We start from the raw sequence: 15,083 nt of genomic DNA, 5'->3' as shown, positions 1-15,083 counted from the left end.
TGCGGTTAACGAAGATTAATCTTCATCGTTACGATTGAACTTGACCAGCAGTTTCTCGGTGCGGGCATCCTCGACCTTGCGGATCAGCTTCTCGGATTCGGCGTTGTCACGCAGCGTCTTGGTGATATTCACCGTGGTCTGCACCAGCATCAGAATGCCCATGGCGAGATAGCCTTTGCCCCAGAGATCGAGCGGCATCATGTAAAGGCCAAGCGCCAGCATGAAGGCGGCCGAGCCGAAGGAGATGTAGGAGAAGCTGACCCAGCTTGAGGAATGTTTCTGGAAACTGTCGTTCATATCAGTGGTCCCTATGGTTCGATGGATGAATGGTTCGATGGATGCAATTTCAGGCAGCAGGCGTGATGCGGCTCTTCAGCCGGGCCAGCACATCATCGGCGGATGAGCGCAGCGGCGCCCCGCAGCCGGCATTGGCAAGCTTCTCGATGATGCCGGCCGGGCGGATGGCGCCTTCCATGTCCTTCAGGGCGGCGGCCGTCAGCTCATTCTGGCTCTGGCGCAGGCGAAGCCGGGCCAGGGTCTCCTCGGCATCGTCGAGCGTGGCAAGCCCCGGACCGGCGACGACGACATCAAGCTTCTGCGCCTCCTGCGTGGCGCGCGCCAGCCGCTCGCCGCGCTGCAGCTCCTGCAGCCGCGCCTCGGAAGCACGGACGATCGCCTTCAGCTTGTCGATGGAGCTGGTGAACTGACCTTGCGCCTTCTCCGATGCATCGCGCTCGGCTTCGAGATAGGCGATCGCCTCGGCCGCCTCGCGGGCCAGGCCCTCATTGCCCTTCGCCAATGCGGCGGAGGCGCGGTTTTCGAGATCGTCGATGCGGGTGACGATTGCTGTGTGCTGCACCCTCTCCTGCTCGTTCTGGGCGATGGCGACGGCGACACTGCGGCGGGCCGACTGGATCGATTGGGCGGCATCGCGGATCTGCTGGGCCAGCAGCGGCACGGCGTTGCGGTCGGCGAAGGCCTGTTCGGCATCATGCGCCCTGCCCCGCAACAAAATGGAAATCAGTTTGAACATTTCCTTCCTCCGGTTTATGAACGTTGTTCACGAGAGGTGTTATGCCAGAATCATGAACGTCGTTCAAGATAAATTTTGAACGACGTTCAAAAAAATGAAGTGGAATGGTGAATGGCCGGCAGACGAGAAGAAAAACGCGAAGACCTGAAGGCCCGGCTGATCGAGGCGGCGCGCGAGCGGATCGCCCGTGACGGGCTGACGAATCTCCGGGCCCGCGACATCACCCAGGATGCCGGCTGCGCGCTCGGCGGCCTCTACACGGTCTTTTCAGACCTCGCCGAGCTCGTCATCCACGTCAACTCCGCCACGCTGAAGGCGCTGGAGGCGAGGCTGACGCTCGCCGAGACCAAGGACAAGCCGCCGACCGACCGGCTGCGCAACCTGGCGCAGGGATACCTCAGCTTCGCCGTCGAGCACCGGAACCTCTGGAAGGCGCTGTTCGACCACTTCCCCCCCGACACCAGCCCGACGCCGCAATGGCATCTTGACGAACACCTCTTCCTGATGGACGTGATCGCCGAACCGCTGGCCGAACTGCAACCCGACATGCCGGCGGAAGACCGGGCGATCCGCGCCCGCACGCTGTTCGGCGCGGTGCATGGGGTGGTCAGCATCAGCCTGGAAGGCCGCTTCGTCGGCTTGCCGCTGGAGCGGCTGGCACGAGAGGTGGATGAGCTGGTGCAGACGATTGCGGCCGGGGCGGAGCACCGGAGGTGATGCGGGGGTAAGCGGGGGCGGACAGCCGATTTTGGTTGGAACATTACCACACCCTCCGTCATCCTCGGCCTTGAGCCGAGGATCCATGCCCGCTGCTGATGAATGGAGGTCAGCATGAATGGCTGCCCCTCACCCTAACCTACCGGGGTCGAGACCCGTGGCTCGACCCGGGTACGGGTGGCGGCAGCCGGATGAGGGGCTGACCTCACAGCTCGCTAGCCCGATGTGTCTGAAATTCCTGCTCTGTCTTGAGTCGAGGATTCATGCCGCGCCCAAGCCACGATCCATATTACCGAGCGGGAAAATTCATTAGCCTCAACCCTGCTCCACATCCCGAAATATCCCGATCGGTAAATTCCCATGGATCCTCACCTGGGAGCACGGGAACCCACGCCCCAACTCCCGCATTGAGCAGCCCAACGAAAGCTGCTTGACTGGCGCCCTCCACGCCGCCGCGAAAGGACACCCCATGAGCCGTATTTTCATCACCGGTTCCACCGATGGCCTCGGGCTTGCCGCCGCCCGCACCCTGATGAAGGAAGGCCATGACGTCGTGCTGCATGCCCGCTCCCGCGAGCGCGCCGCCGCCATATCAGCGGTTTCCTCTGCCGCACTCGGCCTCGTCATCGGCGATCTCGCCAGCGCCGCCGAGACGCGATCGATTGCCGAACAGGTCAACGCCATCGGCCGCATGGACGCCGTCATCCACAATGCCGGCATCTACCTCGAGAGGAGCCGGGGCGAAACGCCTGATGGTCACGCCAAGACGCTGGCGGTGAATGTGCTTGCCCCCTATCTGCTCACCGCCTGGATCACCCGCCCCGACCGCCTGATCTATCTCAGCAGCGGCATGCACCGCAGCGGCAGCAGCGCCCTTGACGATATCGACTGGAAGAAGCGGCCGTGGAACGCCAGCCAGGCCTATTCGGAAAACAAGCTCTACATCGCCACCCTCGCCGCCGCCATCGCCCGCCACTGGCCGGATGTTCTGAGCAACGCGGTGGACCCTGGCTGGGTGCCGACCAAGATGGGCGGCGCCGGCGCCCCCGATGACCTGGAGATGGGGCACCTCACGCAGACGTGGCTTGCGGCAAGCGATGCGGGGGCCGCGAAGGTGAGCGGCGGTTATTGGTATCATCGCCGGCAGCGGGAGGCCTTGCCTGAGGTTAGCGATGCTGGGTTTCAGGAGGCGCTCGCGGAAAAGCTTGCCGGACTCACAGGTGTTCGACTGTTTGCAGAGCGCGGGTAAGGTGAGATCGGTTGGTTATCGGGCGCTGCCGCGTTCGAAACTTCTGGAACGCGATACTCGACCACTCCCCGCCGGAAACCAGCCCGACGCCGCAATGGCATCTCGACGAGCACCTCTTCCTCATGGATATGATCGCCGAACCTCTGCCCGAACTGCAGTCCGACATGGCCCCCGAAGGCCGCGCCATCCGCGCCCGCACGTTGTTCCGGGCGGTGAATGGCGTCGTCAGCATCAGCCGAAGCCGAGGTACGATACTACGCCATGCTGGACCAATTAGCGCTGGCCGCATAACTTAAGCCAAACGGCCTCTGGAGATCCTGGCGCGGTTCAGGATGATTGACCTGATCGCTCGCGTCACCCACGTTTCAGTCGAAACGATGGAGATCGTTGAGGCGATGAAGTCAACGAAGCGAACAGCAAGCCCGACTGACATTGCGGATGGGGAACTGAATAACTAACCGCTATGTCCAAGCCGGCACGAAGATTCGCTTCAGGGGCACGAGTTGCTGAGCCTCAAGGTCAAGCTTCCCGTATTGCTCCAGCAGGCTCTTCACTAAGTCGTCTAGATCCATGAGCGCCAGCGGGATGTTTGCACGCTCCGCTTCATACCGAGCTTCGCGCGTGAAACCGCCGGTGCTCACATACAGACCCTTATCCTGCGGGTGTCGGCCACCTAGGAAGCTTCGAACGTCCGGTGCGCCCATTGTGCCTTTACGATGTTTGACCTCGACTACAATACGAGGCGACTCGAAACCGAACCCGTCCGGAGAGGCAACTATGTCCTTCCCGCGATCTGGCCCTGCGTCCGAGACCCGCGTCTTGTAACCCAGCGAGCGTAACAATCCCGCGACAAGCTCCTGCATGTCGTCCCAGGCGAGTGCGTTGACCTTGTCCTTTATAAACTCATGAGCGCGGCTCTCCATCGATTTGAAGAGATCGTCCTCCGTCGCATCTGTCGTCGCTACCGCCTCTGGTTTCACAGGCTGTCCCGAGACCATCGCCTTCTTGAGCTCTGCGGCAACATCGTTTGATATCCGAAACAGCGTGGAGATTGCACCGAGGCTGTTACGACTTTCAACGGATAGGAGATCCCGACTGACTTCTCCCTGCCAGTGCACAGGCCGAACCTGTGCATCTTCAGGATCGACCAAAGTGTCGTAGCGATAGGGGCCGGCGATCTCGCCGATCATATAAACGCGGCGCGAAGGATTGTAGGTTACGACCATGTCGCCGACATCGATTTCGTTGACAAATCGATGAAGCTGGCCAGCAACCATGGCAACCGACTGTAGCTTAGTCTCCGGCCACGTCGCCGTAACTAGATCGCTAATCGCCTTCCGTGTCTTCACATTCGATAGGTCACCAACTTCGTTCCAGCCAATCGCGACCGCCGATTTCTCTTTGAACGCGTCGAACAGCCGCCCGTCACGCTCAGCGCGCACCATCCAAGATTTGCTCATGCCCCACCCTTCTATTTGAAGCCGAACTTTGCTGAAGAAGCCATGGCGCGCAAGAGCGTGACGCAAAAAGCGGCTATCGACTAACAGAAGCTCACAGGCTGGCGCCGCCGGACGAGATGTCACAGTGTAATTCAGTCAGCGGTGCGGCGACTTAAGGCGTCAAGCCGGATTTCATGCGGATATGGCTTGGAGCTCGAAACCAAACTCCTGGCGGGCTTCCTCCACCTCAAACCATCGGTCCTTCAGGGCCACAAGGCGATGAAGCAAGCGATGGCAGTTTGCACAAAGCAAGGCCATGTCTTTGATCGTTACCGCGCGCTCACCGGGAGTAGAGAAAGGCTCCTTGTCGTGATGAGCTTCGAACGTGGAGTCGCGCATGTCTTCCGCGACGTGCGAACCGGTCGCTTTGCAGATGTCGCAGGACATGCCCACACGTTTCCGAACTCTGAGAAGATCTCGTCGCAAGCCGGGTTTTCGTTCGCGCAAGAGGTGCACACGTCGCTCCTCTCTGCCTTCAATAAATTGCTTATCTTCTTCGCTTGTGATTGGCGCAACCGCATCGGCAATTTTCCATTGGACCACGATTCGCGTTTTCAGATGGTACGAAGCCACGCCGAATAATCAGGGAATTGCGAGCTTTGTCATTTAGGTAATTGTATAGAATGTTCGACGGCGAATAGTACTTGCCGCTGCCTTTTCCGCCCCGCCCATATCGCTCAACTAGTTTTGCCCAGGCATGCGGTGCGTTCTGTTCTACGGCGCTTCGAAAGGTTTGGGTTGTAAACGTTCCGCCGAGATAGGGCTGCAGCCCTTCCCATTCATCATCAAGCATTCCGAACAATTCGGCCACCTTCATCCTCCACAGTATTAACCGAACTCAAATTTTGGCAGGTAGTTCGCGGCAACAGAGTGGGCAGCCGCGTTAAGTCCACACAGACCCACGCCCCCTAGGGAAGGCGGAAATAGCGACTGGCGTAGAGTTTAGATCAGCGGCGGGTCATCTCGTTTTCCACCCACTCTGCGTATTCCTTCAACTGCTCGAATAGAGATTCCGCGTCGGATAGCAGCATGAAGCGGCCGCCGTATTGGGCTAAGTCTTTGTTGCCGAGAATGCGAGTTAGCCTGGTCTCCTGAGATTTTGGCAGTCGATTTCCCAATGCGTCTCGCAAAGTCTTGATGACCGCTGCGTGATCGTTTTGATTGATCTTGTTCGCGAACGTTGCCGTGAGTGCATCCGTATAGGCAATTGCCGCGTTGACCACAGTCGCGGCAATCGGATTTCCAAGTGTTCCTGCTTGAGCACTGCTGATTTGCACTTTGGCCGATTCCAGAAATCCCCTGGCGATTATCAAGCGATTTGCACCATGGCGAGCGTCAGAGGGTTTCGAGGGGCCACTTCTGGTCAACGTAATCTCTTCACATCGTTATCGATTCCGGACGAGGTCCAAGCACTACCAGTCCTTCGTTTAGAAACGCTTTCCATAAGGGATCGCCGCTTTGGCGTAATCGTCTCAGGTCAGTGATAGACAGGGTGTTGATCGAAGGCGAAAACGATAGCTCTTTTCCTTTGGCTGCAAGAAAATCGATGCTTCCGTTTTGTATCGTTTCGATGTCTGGCGCATCAGCTATGAACGCCACGTCCAAATCGCTTGAGGCATTGTCTTCCCCCCTCGCAACGCTGCCAAATACCCATGCCGCTACAACTTTGTCCCCGAAGCGGGAGGCGCATTCTTTCACTGCGGCAAGGATATCGGCAAAGCGCCTTTCCTCCGTCTCGAACAGGGCTTGCACCGGGGTAGAGAATGGTGAGCCTCGATTGAGACTAAAGAGACGGGCATATCCGGTTCCACTCTCGGTAACGATTTGAAAACTTGCGAGGGTTGCCAACGAGGCTAGTATGGGAGGGCGGGATATTTTGGTTCTGTTGACGAGATTGCCAACACTCAATTGCCCGCCGTGAAGCGATAATTCCCGCATCACCCGCACATTCGTTTCGTTCCCCAAAATAGTTGAAAGCGGGAAGCGCAGAGCGCTTTCTGGGTTTGGTCGCGCCATAAAGGCCTCATCATATAGATATCTTTATAATTATAATCATATATATGTGTTTGTAAAGATATCAATATGATCCTATGGTTATCCTTATAGTGGCATAGGAGAGGTCCGCGCCGCTTCATGGGGGCGCAAAGATCAGGAATAAAAGCGTAAAGTTAGGGTGGCTGGGGCGCCTGGATTCGAACCAGGGATGACGGTACCAAAAACCGTTGCCTTACCGCTTGGCGACGCCCCACCAGAGCTTGAGCGGAAACCGCTTGCTCAAATCGACGCCTGATTAGCAAAGCTCTTCGCCTGTCACAATGACTAAGTTTAACCCGGCGCAGATTTATGCGCTGCGTAGCGGCCGCCGTCGTGCTAGGAATTGGCGACGTCATCGGCCCGAGATCATTCCTTCATGGACAGTCCCGTATTCGACCTCGCTTTCGAGCCGGCCTATGGGCAAGCCGTGCCGGTGGTTTCAGGTGTCGAGCGGATCACCGCGAACAATCCCGGCCCTTTCACCTTTTTCGGCACCAACAGCTATATCGTCGGCTCTTCCTCCGTCGCGGTCATCGATCCCGGCCCGGAGGACGAGGCGCATTTTCAGGCGCTGATGGCGGCGCTTGCCGGCCGCGCGGTGACGCATATCTTCGTCAGCCACACGCATCGCGACCACTCTCCGCTGGCCGGCCGCCTGCAGGCGGCAACGGGGGCGGTGACGGTGGCGCAAGGGCCGCATCGGCCGGCGCGGCCGCTGAGGGATGGCGAGATCAATCCCTTTGCCGAAAGCTCGGATCTATCCTTCGTGCCCGATATAACGCTCAGTGACGGCGAGACCCTATCGGGCGATGGCTGGTCGCTCAGAGCGGTGCTGACGCCGGGGCACACGGCCAATCATGCCGCCTTCGCGCTCGAAGGCCGTGACATCCTCTTCTCCGGCGATCACGTCATGGCCTGGTCGACCTCGATCGTCGCGCCGCCGGATGGTTCGATGGCGGATTACATGGCCTCGCTCGACCGGCTGATGAAGCGCCAGGACCGGCTGTTGCTGCCCGGCCATGGCGGGCCGGTGACGGAGCCCTCGAGTTTCCTCAGGGCGCTGAAGGCGCACCGGCTCAAGCGCGAGCAGGCGGTGCTGGCGCGCGTGCGGGCGGGCGACACTCAGATTGCCGAGATGGTGAAGGTGATCTATCGCGATACCGATCCGAAGCTGCATGGGGCAGCCGCGCTTTCCGTGCTCGCCCATATCGAGGATCTCCTGGAGCGCGGCGAGATTGCGGCCGATGGGCCGCCTTCGCTTGCCGCCACCTACCGGCTGTTGTAAGCGGGAGATGGGGAGATTACCATGACGCGTGCCGCTTACAGCTATCGCAGCGATGCCGATGTGCCTGATTTTGCCGATGACCAGCCGCTGATCGTCTTTGATGGCGAATGCGTGTTCTGTTCCGGCTGGGTGAAATTCGTGCTGAAACATGACAAGCAGCAGCGATACCGCTTCCTCGCGGCGCAGACGCCGCTCGGTGCCGCACTCTACCGGCATTACGGGCTCGATGCGCGCGACTATGAGACCAATATCCTGATCGAAGAGGGTCGCGGCTTCTTCAAATCCGACGGCACGATCCGCATGGTGGCGGGCCTCGGCTTTCCCTATTCGCTGGTCAAGATCTTCCGGCTGCTGCCGCGGCGGGCGGCCGATGCGCTCTATGAATTCATCGCCCGCAACCGGCTGAAGATTGCCGGGCGGCAAAGCTGCATGGTGCCGACGCCGGAGCAGCGGCGCCGCTTCGTCTCATGAGCGCCGACCGGTTTTCACTGCTCATCATCGGCGGCTATGGCACTTTCGGCGGCCGGCTGGCCCGGCTGCTTGGCGATCAACCCAGGCTCAGGCTGCTGGTTGCGGGGCGCTCGCTTGAAAAGGCTGACGATTTTGTTGCAGATCTCCGAACGCCGAAAGATGGAGCCGAGGGCCTGGGAAGCAACAATCTCGGCGCGATGGTGCAGGCAGTGGCCTTCGATCGCGACGGTGATCTCACCGAACAGCTGACGCGGCTGAGGCCTCATCTCGTCGTCGATGCCTCGGGGCCATTCCAGACCTTCAGGGAGGATGCCTATAAGGTGGCCGAGGCCTGCATCGACCTCGACATCGATTATGCCGATATCGCCGACAGCACCGGCTTCGTCGCCGGCATCGCTGGGCTCGATGCCGCGGCCAGGGAAAAGGGCACCTTCGCGCTTTCTGGGCTGAGCAGCCTGCCCGCCCTCTCCTTCGCGGCACTCGATGCGATGGCGCCGCATTTCTCGCGGATCGACAGTGTGGCGGCGGGCATTGCCCCGTCGGCGCATGTGCGGATCGGGCTCAATGTCGTGAGAGCGATCGCGACCTATGCCGGCAAGAAGGTCACCGTGCTGCGCGAGGGACGGCCGGCCGCCGGGCGCGGGCTGATCGATGCGATGCGGGTGACGGTGGCGCCGCCTGGTGTGGCGCCGCTGCGCAGGCGCAAATTCCTGCTTGTGGATGCACCGGATCTGGCGCTGCTGCCGGCGCGTGCTGCCGGCCTGCAATCCAGCTTCACCGGTGTCGGCACCGAGCCGCAGCCGCTGCAGCACCTGCTCAGCCTTGCGGCCCGGCTCGTCCGCCTCCGGCTGCTGCCATCGCTGCTGCCGTTTGCGCGGCTGCTGCAAGGCGCCAGCCATCGTTTTGCGATCGGCGAACATCGCGGCGGCATGTTCGTCCGCGTCGGCGGTCTCGATCACGCGGGAAAGAAGCTGACATCAGGCTGGCATCTGATTGCCGAAGGTGATGACGGGCCGTTCATTCCCATCATCGGCGTCGACGCGCTGGTGCGCCGGCTGCTGACCGGCATCCGGCCGGAGCCTGGTGCGCGGCCGGCGGCGGGGGAATTGCGGCTTGAAGATTTCGAAGCGGCCTTCCGGCGTTTTCAGATCACATCGGGCATCCGGATGGAAAACGAGGAGGCGCCCCTGCCTCTCTACCACAGGGTTCTCGGCAGCGCCTTTGAGCGGCTGCCGCTTGCCATTTCAGCCCTGCATGCCGGCGGCGCGCGCGTCGCCTCCGGCCGGGCGCGGATCGAGCGCGGCGGCGGGCTGCTGGCCAGGGTCGTCGCCCGCCTCATCGGCTTTCCCGAAGCGGGCTGGGAAGTGCCGGTCACGGTGCGCTTCGTAACCGATGGCGACAAGGAGATCTGGACCCGGGATTTCGGCGGCACGGTCTTCCGCAGCTTCCAGGTCGAGGGCAAGGGCCGCGACCGGCATCTGCTGGCCGAAGTCTTCGGGCCGTTCCGGGTGCTGTTGGCGCTGGTGGCGGAGGGAGAGAAGCTGCGGCTCGTGGTGCGCGGCTGGCGGTTTTTCGGCATTCCGCTGCCGCTGTTTCTGGCGCCGGGTGGGGATACGTATGAGGAGGAGCGGGATGGGCGGTTGCACTTCCACGTGGAGATCGGCGGGCGGCTGACGGGGTTGGTGGTGCGGTATACGGGGTGGTTGGTGGTGGAGTGAGGGGGTGGTGGCTGCGGGGATGCCGCCTTGGGAAGGTGTGTTGCCCTACCTCACCTTTGCCGGTGTGCCGTAATACCCCCTCTGCCCTGCCGGGCATCTCCCCCACAGGTGGGGAGATCACAAGTAGCTTGAACTTCCCGCCCATCTATCGTTTCGCCGTTCTGGACGTTCATTGTTTGGGGAAGCCGGTGCGCCCAGCCAATCTCCCCACCTGTGGGGGAGATGCCCGGCAGGGCAGAGGGGGGCTGACACGGCACTCCGCTTCGCCGTCATTCCTTCCTCGGATCGCTTGCTGCCGCCTGCGGCGGCACGGTAGGGGCGTCGAAGGCTGAACATCAATCCGTTTGGCTATTGAGCGCGACCACTTGGAAGACCGGCGCGCGCAAGGTCTGCGGCGGCTTGATCGAGAATGGAAGGATCTCGGAAGTTCCAGGCCTGCCGCCACGACTGGATCGTCGCAGCCGGCGTTGACTTGAGCATCTTCTCGACGGCAGCTCGGGCGTCTGCCTGGCGACCAAGACGCATATAGGCAATGGCGAGTTGCAGTGGCGCGTCGGCAAATTCGGTGGTCTTCAGCACCTCAACTGCGTCTTCGTTTCTACCAAGCACGATGAAGATGAAGCCTCGCACGTAGTTAAAGAACCAGGACAATCCCGGATCCCGAGCGGCTGCAGAGTCGGTCAATTCCAACGCCTTTTCGGGTTGACCGGCCTGTAGGAAAATACTTCCTGCATCGGTGAGGGTGAAGGCATTGTATGGTGCCGCCGCAATGGCCTTGTTCATTTCCGCAACAGCCCCATCATGGTCCCCCTTGAGCGTCAGAAGCCACGCACGGAGCCAGTGTGCCAATCTCGCTACCTGCGGGCTCAGGTTCTTGTTTGAGAGGACCTTGTCGGCCAGTCGGCCCGCGTCCTGAAGATCAGCCTGCGGGTCAGAACTGTAAAGCAGCCCAACCTTCATCCAGTGAGACCACCCCAACTCCACGGTCAATAAGGGGGAGTCGGGGAACACCTGCAGCCCCTGTTGCGAGATGTCACCTGATCGCTCGAGACCTTCCTTCGTGAAAAGGTTCAATTGGCTTTCCGCGCGCAGGTAGTAGTCGTATTCAGCCAGGTTGGTGCTGTCCTTGCCCCAAGCCTGACTGTAGTCCGCTTTGCGAATGGCTCCCCATTCGCCCGTCATCGCCCCCACAATCTTGCCGGTCAACTCATCCTGAAGCGCCCATGGGTCGGTTCCGGCCTTGTCGAAGCGGTCTGCCCAAACATGGTCCCCCGTCTCAGCGTCGATGAGTTCCGCAACGATGCGCACCCTATCGCCTTCCTTGCGCACGCTGCCTTCGACGATATAGCCAACGCCCAACTCCTTGCCGATCTGGCGGACGTCACCTTCCTTGTCCTCATACGCAAACGATGACGTTCGCGAGACGACCGCGATATCAGCAAAGCGCGAGAGGATAGCGATGAGGTCGTTCGCCACCCCTTCTCCCAAGTATCCCAGGCTCTCGTCGGCACTCAGATCCTTGAAAGGAAGCACGGCGACGGATGGGATCGTACTGGAGACTGCAGGGGAGCGCGCTGTCAGTGGATAGTACAGCGCCATCCAGGCGGCCACCACGGCCACAATGGCTGCCGCGACTCCGAGTGCCCACCACGGACGGCCGATCCCGCGCTTGTGCGGAAGGCGTCGGCGTGGCGAGGCGTCGATGCGTACGTAGTAGACGTCGACAAGCTCTTCGATGTTCTTGACCTTCCGCTGCCCGGCAGAGTCGAAGGCAAACGCGAGCTTATTCTCGACTTCCTTCGCCACCTTGCCTGAAACACAGATCCCACCTGGGGGGGCGAGTTGCTCCAGCCTGGCCGCGACGTTCACACCTTCGCCATAGCGGTCATCGCCGTCCATTATCACTTCGCCGAGGTTGATGCCGATGCGGACGTTGAGTCTCTCCTCCTCCGCTACAGAAGCGTTGCGCTCCGCCATTCCGCGCTGGAGAGATACGGCACACTCGACAGCGTCGACCACGCTGCCGAACTCCGCGAGGAGGCCGTCGCCCATGAGCTTGAAGACCCGCCCATGATGCCCCGCAATCTCGGGCTCAAAAAGCTCAGTGCGTCGAGCCCGAAGGCGGTCAAAGGTGCCCGCTTCGTCTTCCTCCATAAGTGCGGAGTATCCGACTACGTCGGCGGCCAGGATTGCAGATAATCTGCGTTCCATGTCTTCGCTCCCAACAGGAATTCCGCGCTAAACACCGTACATGATTTTGCTGCACGTTTCACGCGCAGCCGCAGAGTCGATCCAAGGAGCTGGGTCTTGGTCTTCCGTTTGCTTCACTGGTTTACGACAGCGTGACGCAGCTCCGTTTTTTCACACGGTGCGTGAGGCTGGGGCCGCATGGCAGTCGAGACGCAATAGCGATGGGCACGGTTCGCGCGGTGCTAGTTTCGGCCGCGCCGTTGACGACTCGAGGAACCAGCGTTTGGTGGCAGTTGCTACCTTATAGCGCGAGTTTCCCGCACCGTATCCCGGCCCTTCGCTTTGGGCTCAGGGCGTTCGCAACTGCAATCGATTCGCCGGATCGATTGCTGGCGCTTTGCGCCACCGTTGCTCACCCACCCGCAATTCCCAGCAGTTCGGCATCCAGCGCCTTCAGAAAATCGCCGGCGATTTCGGCGCTGAAGCCGAGGTCGTGTTGGCCGTAGCGGGAGGCGACGCGGATGTCGACGAAGGTGGTTTCGGCCTCTTCACGGAGGCGGATGAGGATATCGAAGCGCAGGCCGAGGATCAGCGTGCGGGTGGTGCCCTGCAGCGTCACGCCGGTGGCGCCGCGGATCAGCTTGGCGACATCATCGTCATAGGGGCGCGGCGTCGGCACGGGGACGATATCGGGCGCGTCGGCCACGGCATCGTCGCTCGCCGGCGGCGGCTTGACCGGTCTGTCCTCGGGATCGCGGCCCGGCTCGGTGTCGCCACTGCTTTTGGTGATGGTAATGCCGCTCATCTTGGCGACCTTGCGCACCGCTTCCAGCACGCGGTCGAGCGCGCCCTCATAACGCCGGCCGGTCAGTTCGGGATAGGCGGCGAGCTGCTTTTCGCGATCCTCCGGCGTCACATCAGCGTTGCGTTTCAGCCAGATCTGGTCGGAATAGGGCGGCGACAGCCAGTCCGGTGCGGAGACCGGATCGGTGGAGACGTCGTAGATATCAGGCAGTGTCAGATAGTGCTCGGTGGCATAGGCGCCGAGGCCGAGCGGAAAGGCGGCATAGATCAAAGCCGCCAGCGCCGCCAGCCCGCCTTCGGCCCCCGTCATCCAGAGGCTGCGCAGCCCGAGGGCGGCCAGCATGGCGGAAAGCAGCGCGCCGCCGGCGGCGGCAATCAGCAGCAGCACCAGATAGGGTGTGGCGAGGCCGCCGAATCGGTGGGCGATCATCACAGCCAGCGCCAGCACCAGGGAAAACGCCCCGAGCAGCCGCGAAAAGCGGGCGGCGTTGGAAACGGGGCGGTCGAAGCGGATGGCCATCAAACTTACCGGTTGCTCGTCGGCGCCCGCGCGTTCGACCACGCAAATCGCCTCAACCCTGTTTAGAGCATGATGCCGAAAAGTGTGAAGCGGTTTTCGGACGACATCATGCTCTATCCTTTGATTTAGATCCGGATTCAGATTTTAGGTCGGCCCGGCCTAAAGTCATCCGGATCTGGGGCAAGATTCGGCTAAATTGAAACTATTGTCTGAGGCATTGCGTTGGAATCCACGGCGGAAGGCCATGGTGAAACGGGGGCTGCTTCATAAGCCCTTGCTGATATGTCAAAAAAGAGCCATTCTGCCGCGGTTTCATCTCCAGATGTAGAGGAGAGACGGGATGATTTCACCCGAGATTGCAGCAAGGCCGCAGGCGTCTGCGCTTGGCGGGATCGACCACCAGTCCGAGCCGATGCTGCCGATGGAGCTGCTCGAGCTCGAACTTTCGCTCGAAGGTTATGCCGGCGGCGATGCCGGCTTCTGCGAGGCGGTGCGCCAGGCAGCGGCACGCTCCGGCGGCGAATTGCTGTTCGACCTGCCGGCCGGCGGCCTCGTCCAGAATTGCCGGCGCATCGCCGTGCTGCGCATTCCGGATGACGGCCAGGAGATGCGCGTGGTGCTGGCGCTGCTCGACGATCACGGCACGGAGATCCGCATGCAGGCGCCTGACGAAGAGACCGCGCCGCTGGTGCGTTTCGCCGATGCCTTCATCGAACTGCTGGAGCGGATCTAAGTTCTAGATCAAGATGTCAGCGGCGCTCGGCCGCGGCTTCCGCAACACTGCGGAAGGGAAACTTGCGCCCGCATTCGCACTTGATCATGAAATTTTCCTGGTTGTTCGAGGGCCGCTGCACGCCAAAGCCGCGCGGCAGCTGATCGACCTTGAAATCCGGATGCTTGCGCTTGGGATCGTCAACTTCCGAGGCTTCGGCGAAGCCCTCATTGCCGCATTGCGGACAGTTCAGTTTTTTCGAAAATCGATCGCGAAGGGCCATGCTCGTTCCAGTGATTCCGGCCTCTTTTGGAGAGGCCATGCTTTCCTCATACAGAGGAATGCCCCTCATGCATAGAAAGCTTGGCCGGCGAAAGTGGAACCAAGTGCTGAGGCTGCCGTTCCTTTTTCGAAAAGGAGGTACTCATGCCCAACAAGGACCCGATCCCGACACCCAATGCCGATACGCCGCGCGGCCCGACGCCGACACCCGGCATTCCCGACCCCATCCAGCAAAAACCGCCGCTGACGCCGGCGCAGGATCCGGCCGATACGAAGAACCCGCAGGATCCACCGCTCAATCCGGCGCTGCTGCCGATTGGGGATCCGGCTGGGGCGGCGTGACGATGCTGGTCGTGCCGTATGGCTGCCCCTCACCCTAACCCTCTCCCCGTAAAAACGGGGCGAGGGGACGTGCCACGCGAGAGGTAGAAGGGGAACGGAGAGGTCGCGGCATGTCCCCTTCGCCCCGCGAGCGGTGGCGGCAGCCGGATGAGGGGCTGGTCTCAGCGATCTCCTGGGAAGAGCGGCTTGACGCCCTCGCCCGAATGGCCTTTCCTCGGGGAAATGCA

At 61.1% G+C, this 15,083-nt stretch carries 16 protein-coding genes, 1 tRNA gene and 1 pseudogene; 9 read left to right on the top strand and 9 right to left on the bottom strand.

What is annotated here, in order from left to right:
* Window positions 1–15: 15 nt before the first annotated feature.
* Both BS629_RS04365 and BS629_RS04360 read right to left on the bottom strand, forming a co-directional pair.
* Entirely contained in the window at window positions 16–297 is a 282-nt protein-coding gene (locus BS629_RS04365; protein ID WP_003557239.1) for a YiaA/YiaB family inner membrane protein, read from the bottom strand.
* Window positions 298–346: 49 nt separating this feature from the next.
* Window positions 347–1,033 carry a PspA/IM30 family protein gene (locus tag BS629_RS04360; protein ID WP_018240981.1) on the bottom strand — a complete coding sequence of 229 codons (687 nt, stop codon included), beginning with the start codon at window positions 1,031–1,033 and terminating at the stop codon, window positions 347–349.
* Between the two features lie 111 nt (window positions 1,034–1,144).
* Here BS629_RS04360 and BS629_RS04355 point away from each other — a divergent pair, with 111 nt between their 5' ends.
* The 3 genes and pseudogenes from BS629_RS04355 to BS629_RS04345 form a co-directional block, all read left to right on the top strand.
* Window positions 1,145–1,750 (top strand): TetR/AcrR family transcriptional regulator, encoded by a 606-nt coding sequence (locus BS629_RS04355; RefSeq protein ID WP_018240980.1) that lies wholly within the window; start codon window positions 1,145–1,147, stop codon window positions 1,748–1,750.
* A 469-nt stretch (window positions 1,751–2,219) separates the two neighbouring features.
* Entirely contained in the window at window positions 2,220–2,999 is a 780-nt protein-coding gene (locus BS629_RS04350; RefSeq protein WP_018240978.1) for an SDR family NAD(P)-dependent oxidoreductase, read from the top strand.
* A gap of 35 nt (window positions 3,000–3,034) precedes the next feature.
* Window positions 3,035–3,235: pseudogene (locus BS629_RS04345) on the top strand (hypothetical protein); the annotation flags it as partial.
* Window positions 3,236–3,460: 225 nt separating this feature from the next.
* On the opposite strand, the gene BS629_RS04340 reads toward BS629_RS04345, so the two are convergent.
* The gene (locus BS629_RS04340; RefSeq protein ID WP_026188295.1) at window positions 3,461–4,459 is read right to left on the bottom strand and encodes a restriction endonuclease; all 999 of its coding nucleotides are present in this window, start codon (window positions 4,457–4,459) and stop codon (window positions 3,461–3,463) included.
* A gap of 186 nt (window positions 4,460–4,645) precedes the next feature.
* Between BS629_RS04340 and BS629_RS39575 the strand changes: the two genes are divergently transcribed.
* Window positions 4,646–5,080: a hypothetical protein gene (locus BS629_RS39575; protein ID WP_018240974.1), complete on the top strand. Its 435-nt coding sequence runs from the start codon at window positions 4,646–4,648 to the stop codon at window positions 5,078–5,080.
* A gap of 365 nt (window positions 5,081–5,445) precedes the next feature.
* Here BS629_RS39575 and BS629_RS04330 read toward each other — a convergent pair whose 3' ends face one another.
* The 3 genes from BS629_RS04330 to BS629_RS04320 all read right to left on the bottom strand — a co-directional run bounded on the left by BS629_RS04330 (window position 5,446) and on the right by BS629_RS04320 (window position 6,746).
* The gene (locus BS629_RS04330) at window positions 5,446–5,865 is read right to left on the bottom strand and encodes a hypothetical protein (RefSeq protein WP_245315052.1); all 420 of its coding nucleotides are present in this window, start codon (window positions 5,863–5,865) and stop codon (window positions 5,446–5,448) included.
* A gap of 10 nt (window positions 5,866–5,875) precedes the next feature.
* Entirely contained in the window at window positions 5,876–6,514 is a 639-nt protein-coding gene (locus BS629_RS39570; RefSeq protein WP_204339711.1) for a nucleotidyltransferase domain-containing protein, read from the bottom strand.
* Between the two features lie 158 nt (window positions 6,515–6,672).
* A tRNA-Gln gene (locus tag BS629_RS04320) sits at window positions 6,673–6,746 on the bottom strand.
* Window positions 6,747–6,908: 162 nt separating this feature from the next.
* On the opposite strand from BS629_RS04320, the gene BS629_RS04315 reads away from it, so the two are divergent.
* Genes BS629_RS04315 through BS629_RS04305 form a run of 3 tightly spaced genes read left to right on the top strand, consistent with a single transcriptional unit; the run spans window position 6,909 to window position 10,006 of the window.
* Window positions 6,909–7,817 carry an MBL fold metallo-hydrolase gene (locus tag BS629_RS04315; protein WP_018240969.1) on the top strand — a complete coding sequence of 303 codons (909 nt, stop codon included), beginning with the start codon at window positions 6,909–6,911 and terminating at the stop codon, window positions 7,815–7,817.
* Between the two features lie 21 nt (window positions 7,818–7,838).
* On the top strand, window positions 7,839–8,288 hold the full coding sequence (locus tag BS629_RS04310) for a thiol-disulfide oxidoreductase DCC family protein (protein WP_018240968.1): 450 nt from the start codon (window positions 7,839–7,841) through the stop codon (window positions 8,286–8,288).
* On the top strand, window positions 8,285–10,006 hold the full coding sequence (locus tag BS629_RS04305) for a saccharopine dehydrogenase family protein (RefSeq protein WP_018240967.1): 1,722 nt from the start codon (window positions 8,285–8,287) through the stop codon (window positions 10,004–10,006). Before BS629_RS04310 ends, BS629_RS04305 begins: the two co-directional genes overlap by 4 nt.
* Before the next feature lie 348 nt (window positions 10,007–10,354).
* On the opposite strand, the gene BS629_RS04300 is transcribed toward BS629_RS04305, so the two are convergent.
* Together BS629_RS04300 and BS629_RS04295 are read right to left on the bottom strand one after the other, a co-directional pair.
* Window positions 10,355–12,217: an adenylate/guanylate cyclase domain-containing protein gene (locus BS629_RS04300; protein ID WP_018240966.1), complete on the bottom strand. Its 1,863-nt coding sequence runs from the start codon at window positions 12,215–12,217 to the stop codon at window positions 10,355–10,357.
* 391 nt (window positions 12,218–12,608) lie between these two features.
* Complete coding sequence (locus tag BS629_RS04295; RefSeq protein WP_026188292.1) at window positions 12,609–13,520, bottom strand: DUF1499 domain-containing protein; 912 nt, start codon at window positions 13,518–13,520, stop codon at window positions 12,609–12,611.
* A gap of 340 nt (window positions 13,521–13,860) precedes the next feature.
* On the opposite strand from BS629_RS04295, the gene BS629_RS04290 reads away from it, so the two are divergent.
* Entirely contained in the window at window positions 13,861–14,253 is a 393-nt protein-coding gene (locus tag BS629_RS04290; protein ID WP_018240964.1) for a hypothetical protein, read from the top strand.
* Between the two features lie 16 nt (window positions 14,254–14,269).
* On the opposite strand, the gene BS629_RS04285 is transcribed toward BS629_RS04290, so the two are convergent.
* Window positions 14,270–14,515: a hypothetical protein gene (locus BS629_RS04285; protein WP_018449220.1), complete on the bottom strand. Its 246-nt coding sequence runs from the start codon at window positions 14,513–14,515 to the stop codon at window positions 14,270–14,272.
* A 143-nt stretch (window positions 14,516–14,658) separates the two neighbouring features.
* On the opposite strand from BS629_RS04285, the gene BS629_RS04280 reads away from it, so the two are divergent.
* Window positions 14,659–14,856 carry a hypothetical protein gene (locus BS629_RS04280; RefSeq protein WP_012756389.1) on the top strand — a complete coding sequence of 66 codons (198 nt, stop codon included), beginning with the start codon at window positions 14,659–14,661 and terminating at the stop codon, window positions 14,854–14,856.
* The last annotated feature ends 227 nt before the right edge of the window (window positions 14,857–15,083 follow it).

The organism is Rhizobium leguminosarum bv. viciae USDA 2370 (assembly GCF_002008365.1).
Lineage (GTDB): Bacteria > Pseudomonadota > Alphaproteobacteria > Rhizobiales > Rhizobiaceae > Rhizobium > Rhizobium leguminosarum.
Note: the sequence above shows the minus strand (reverse complement) of the source record. Positions and strands in the feature narration are given on the sequence as shown.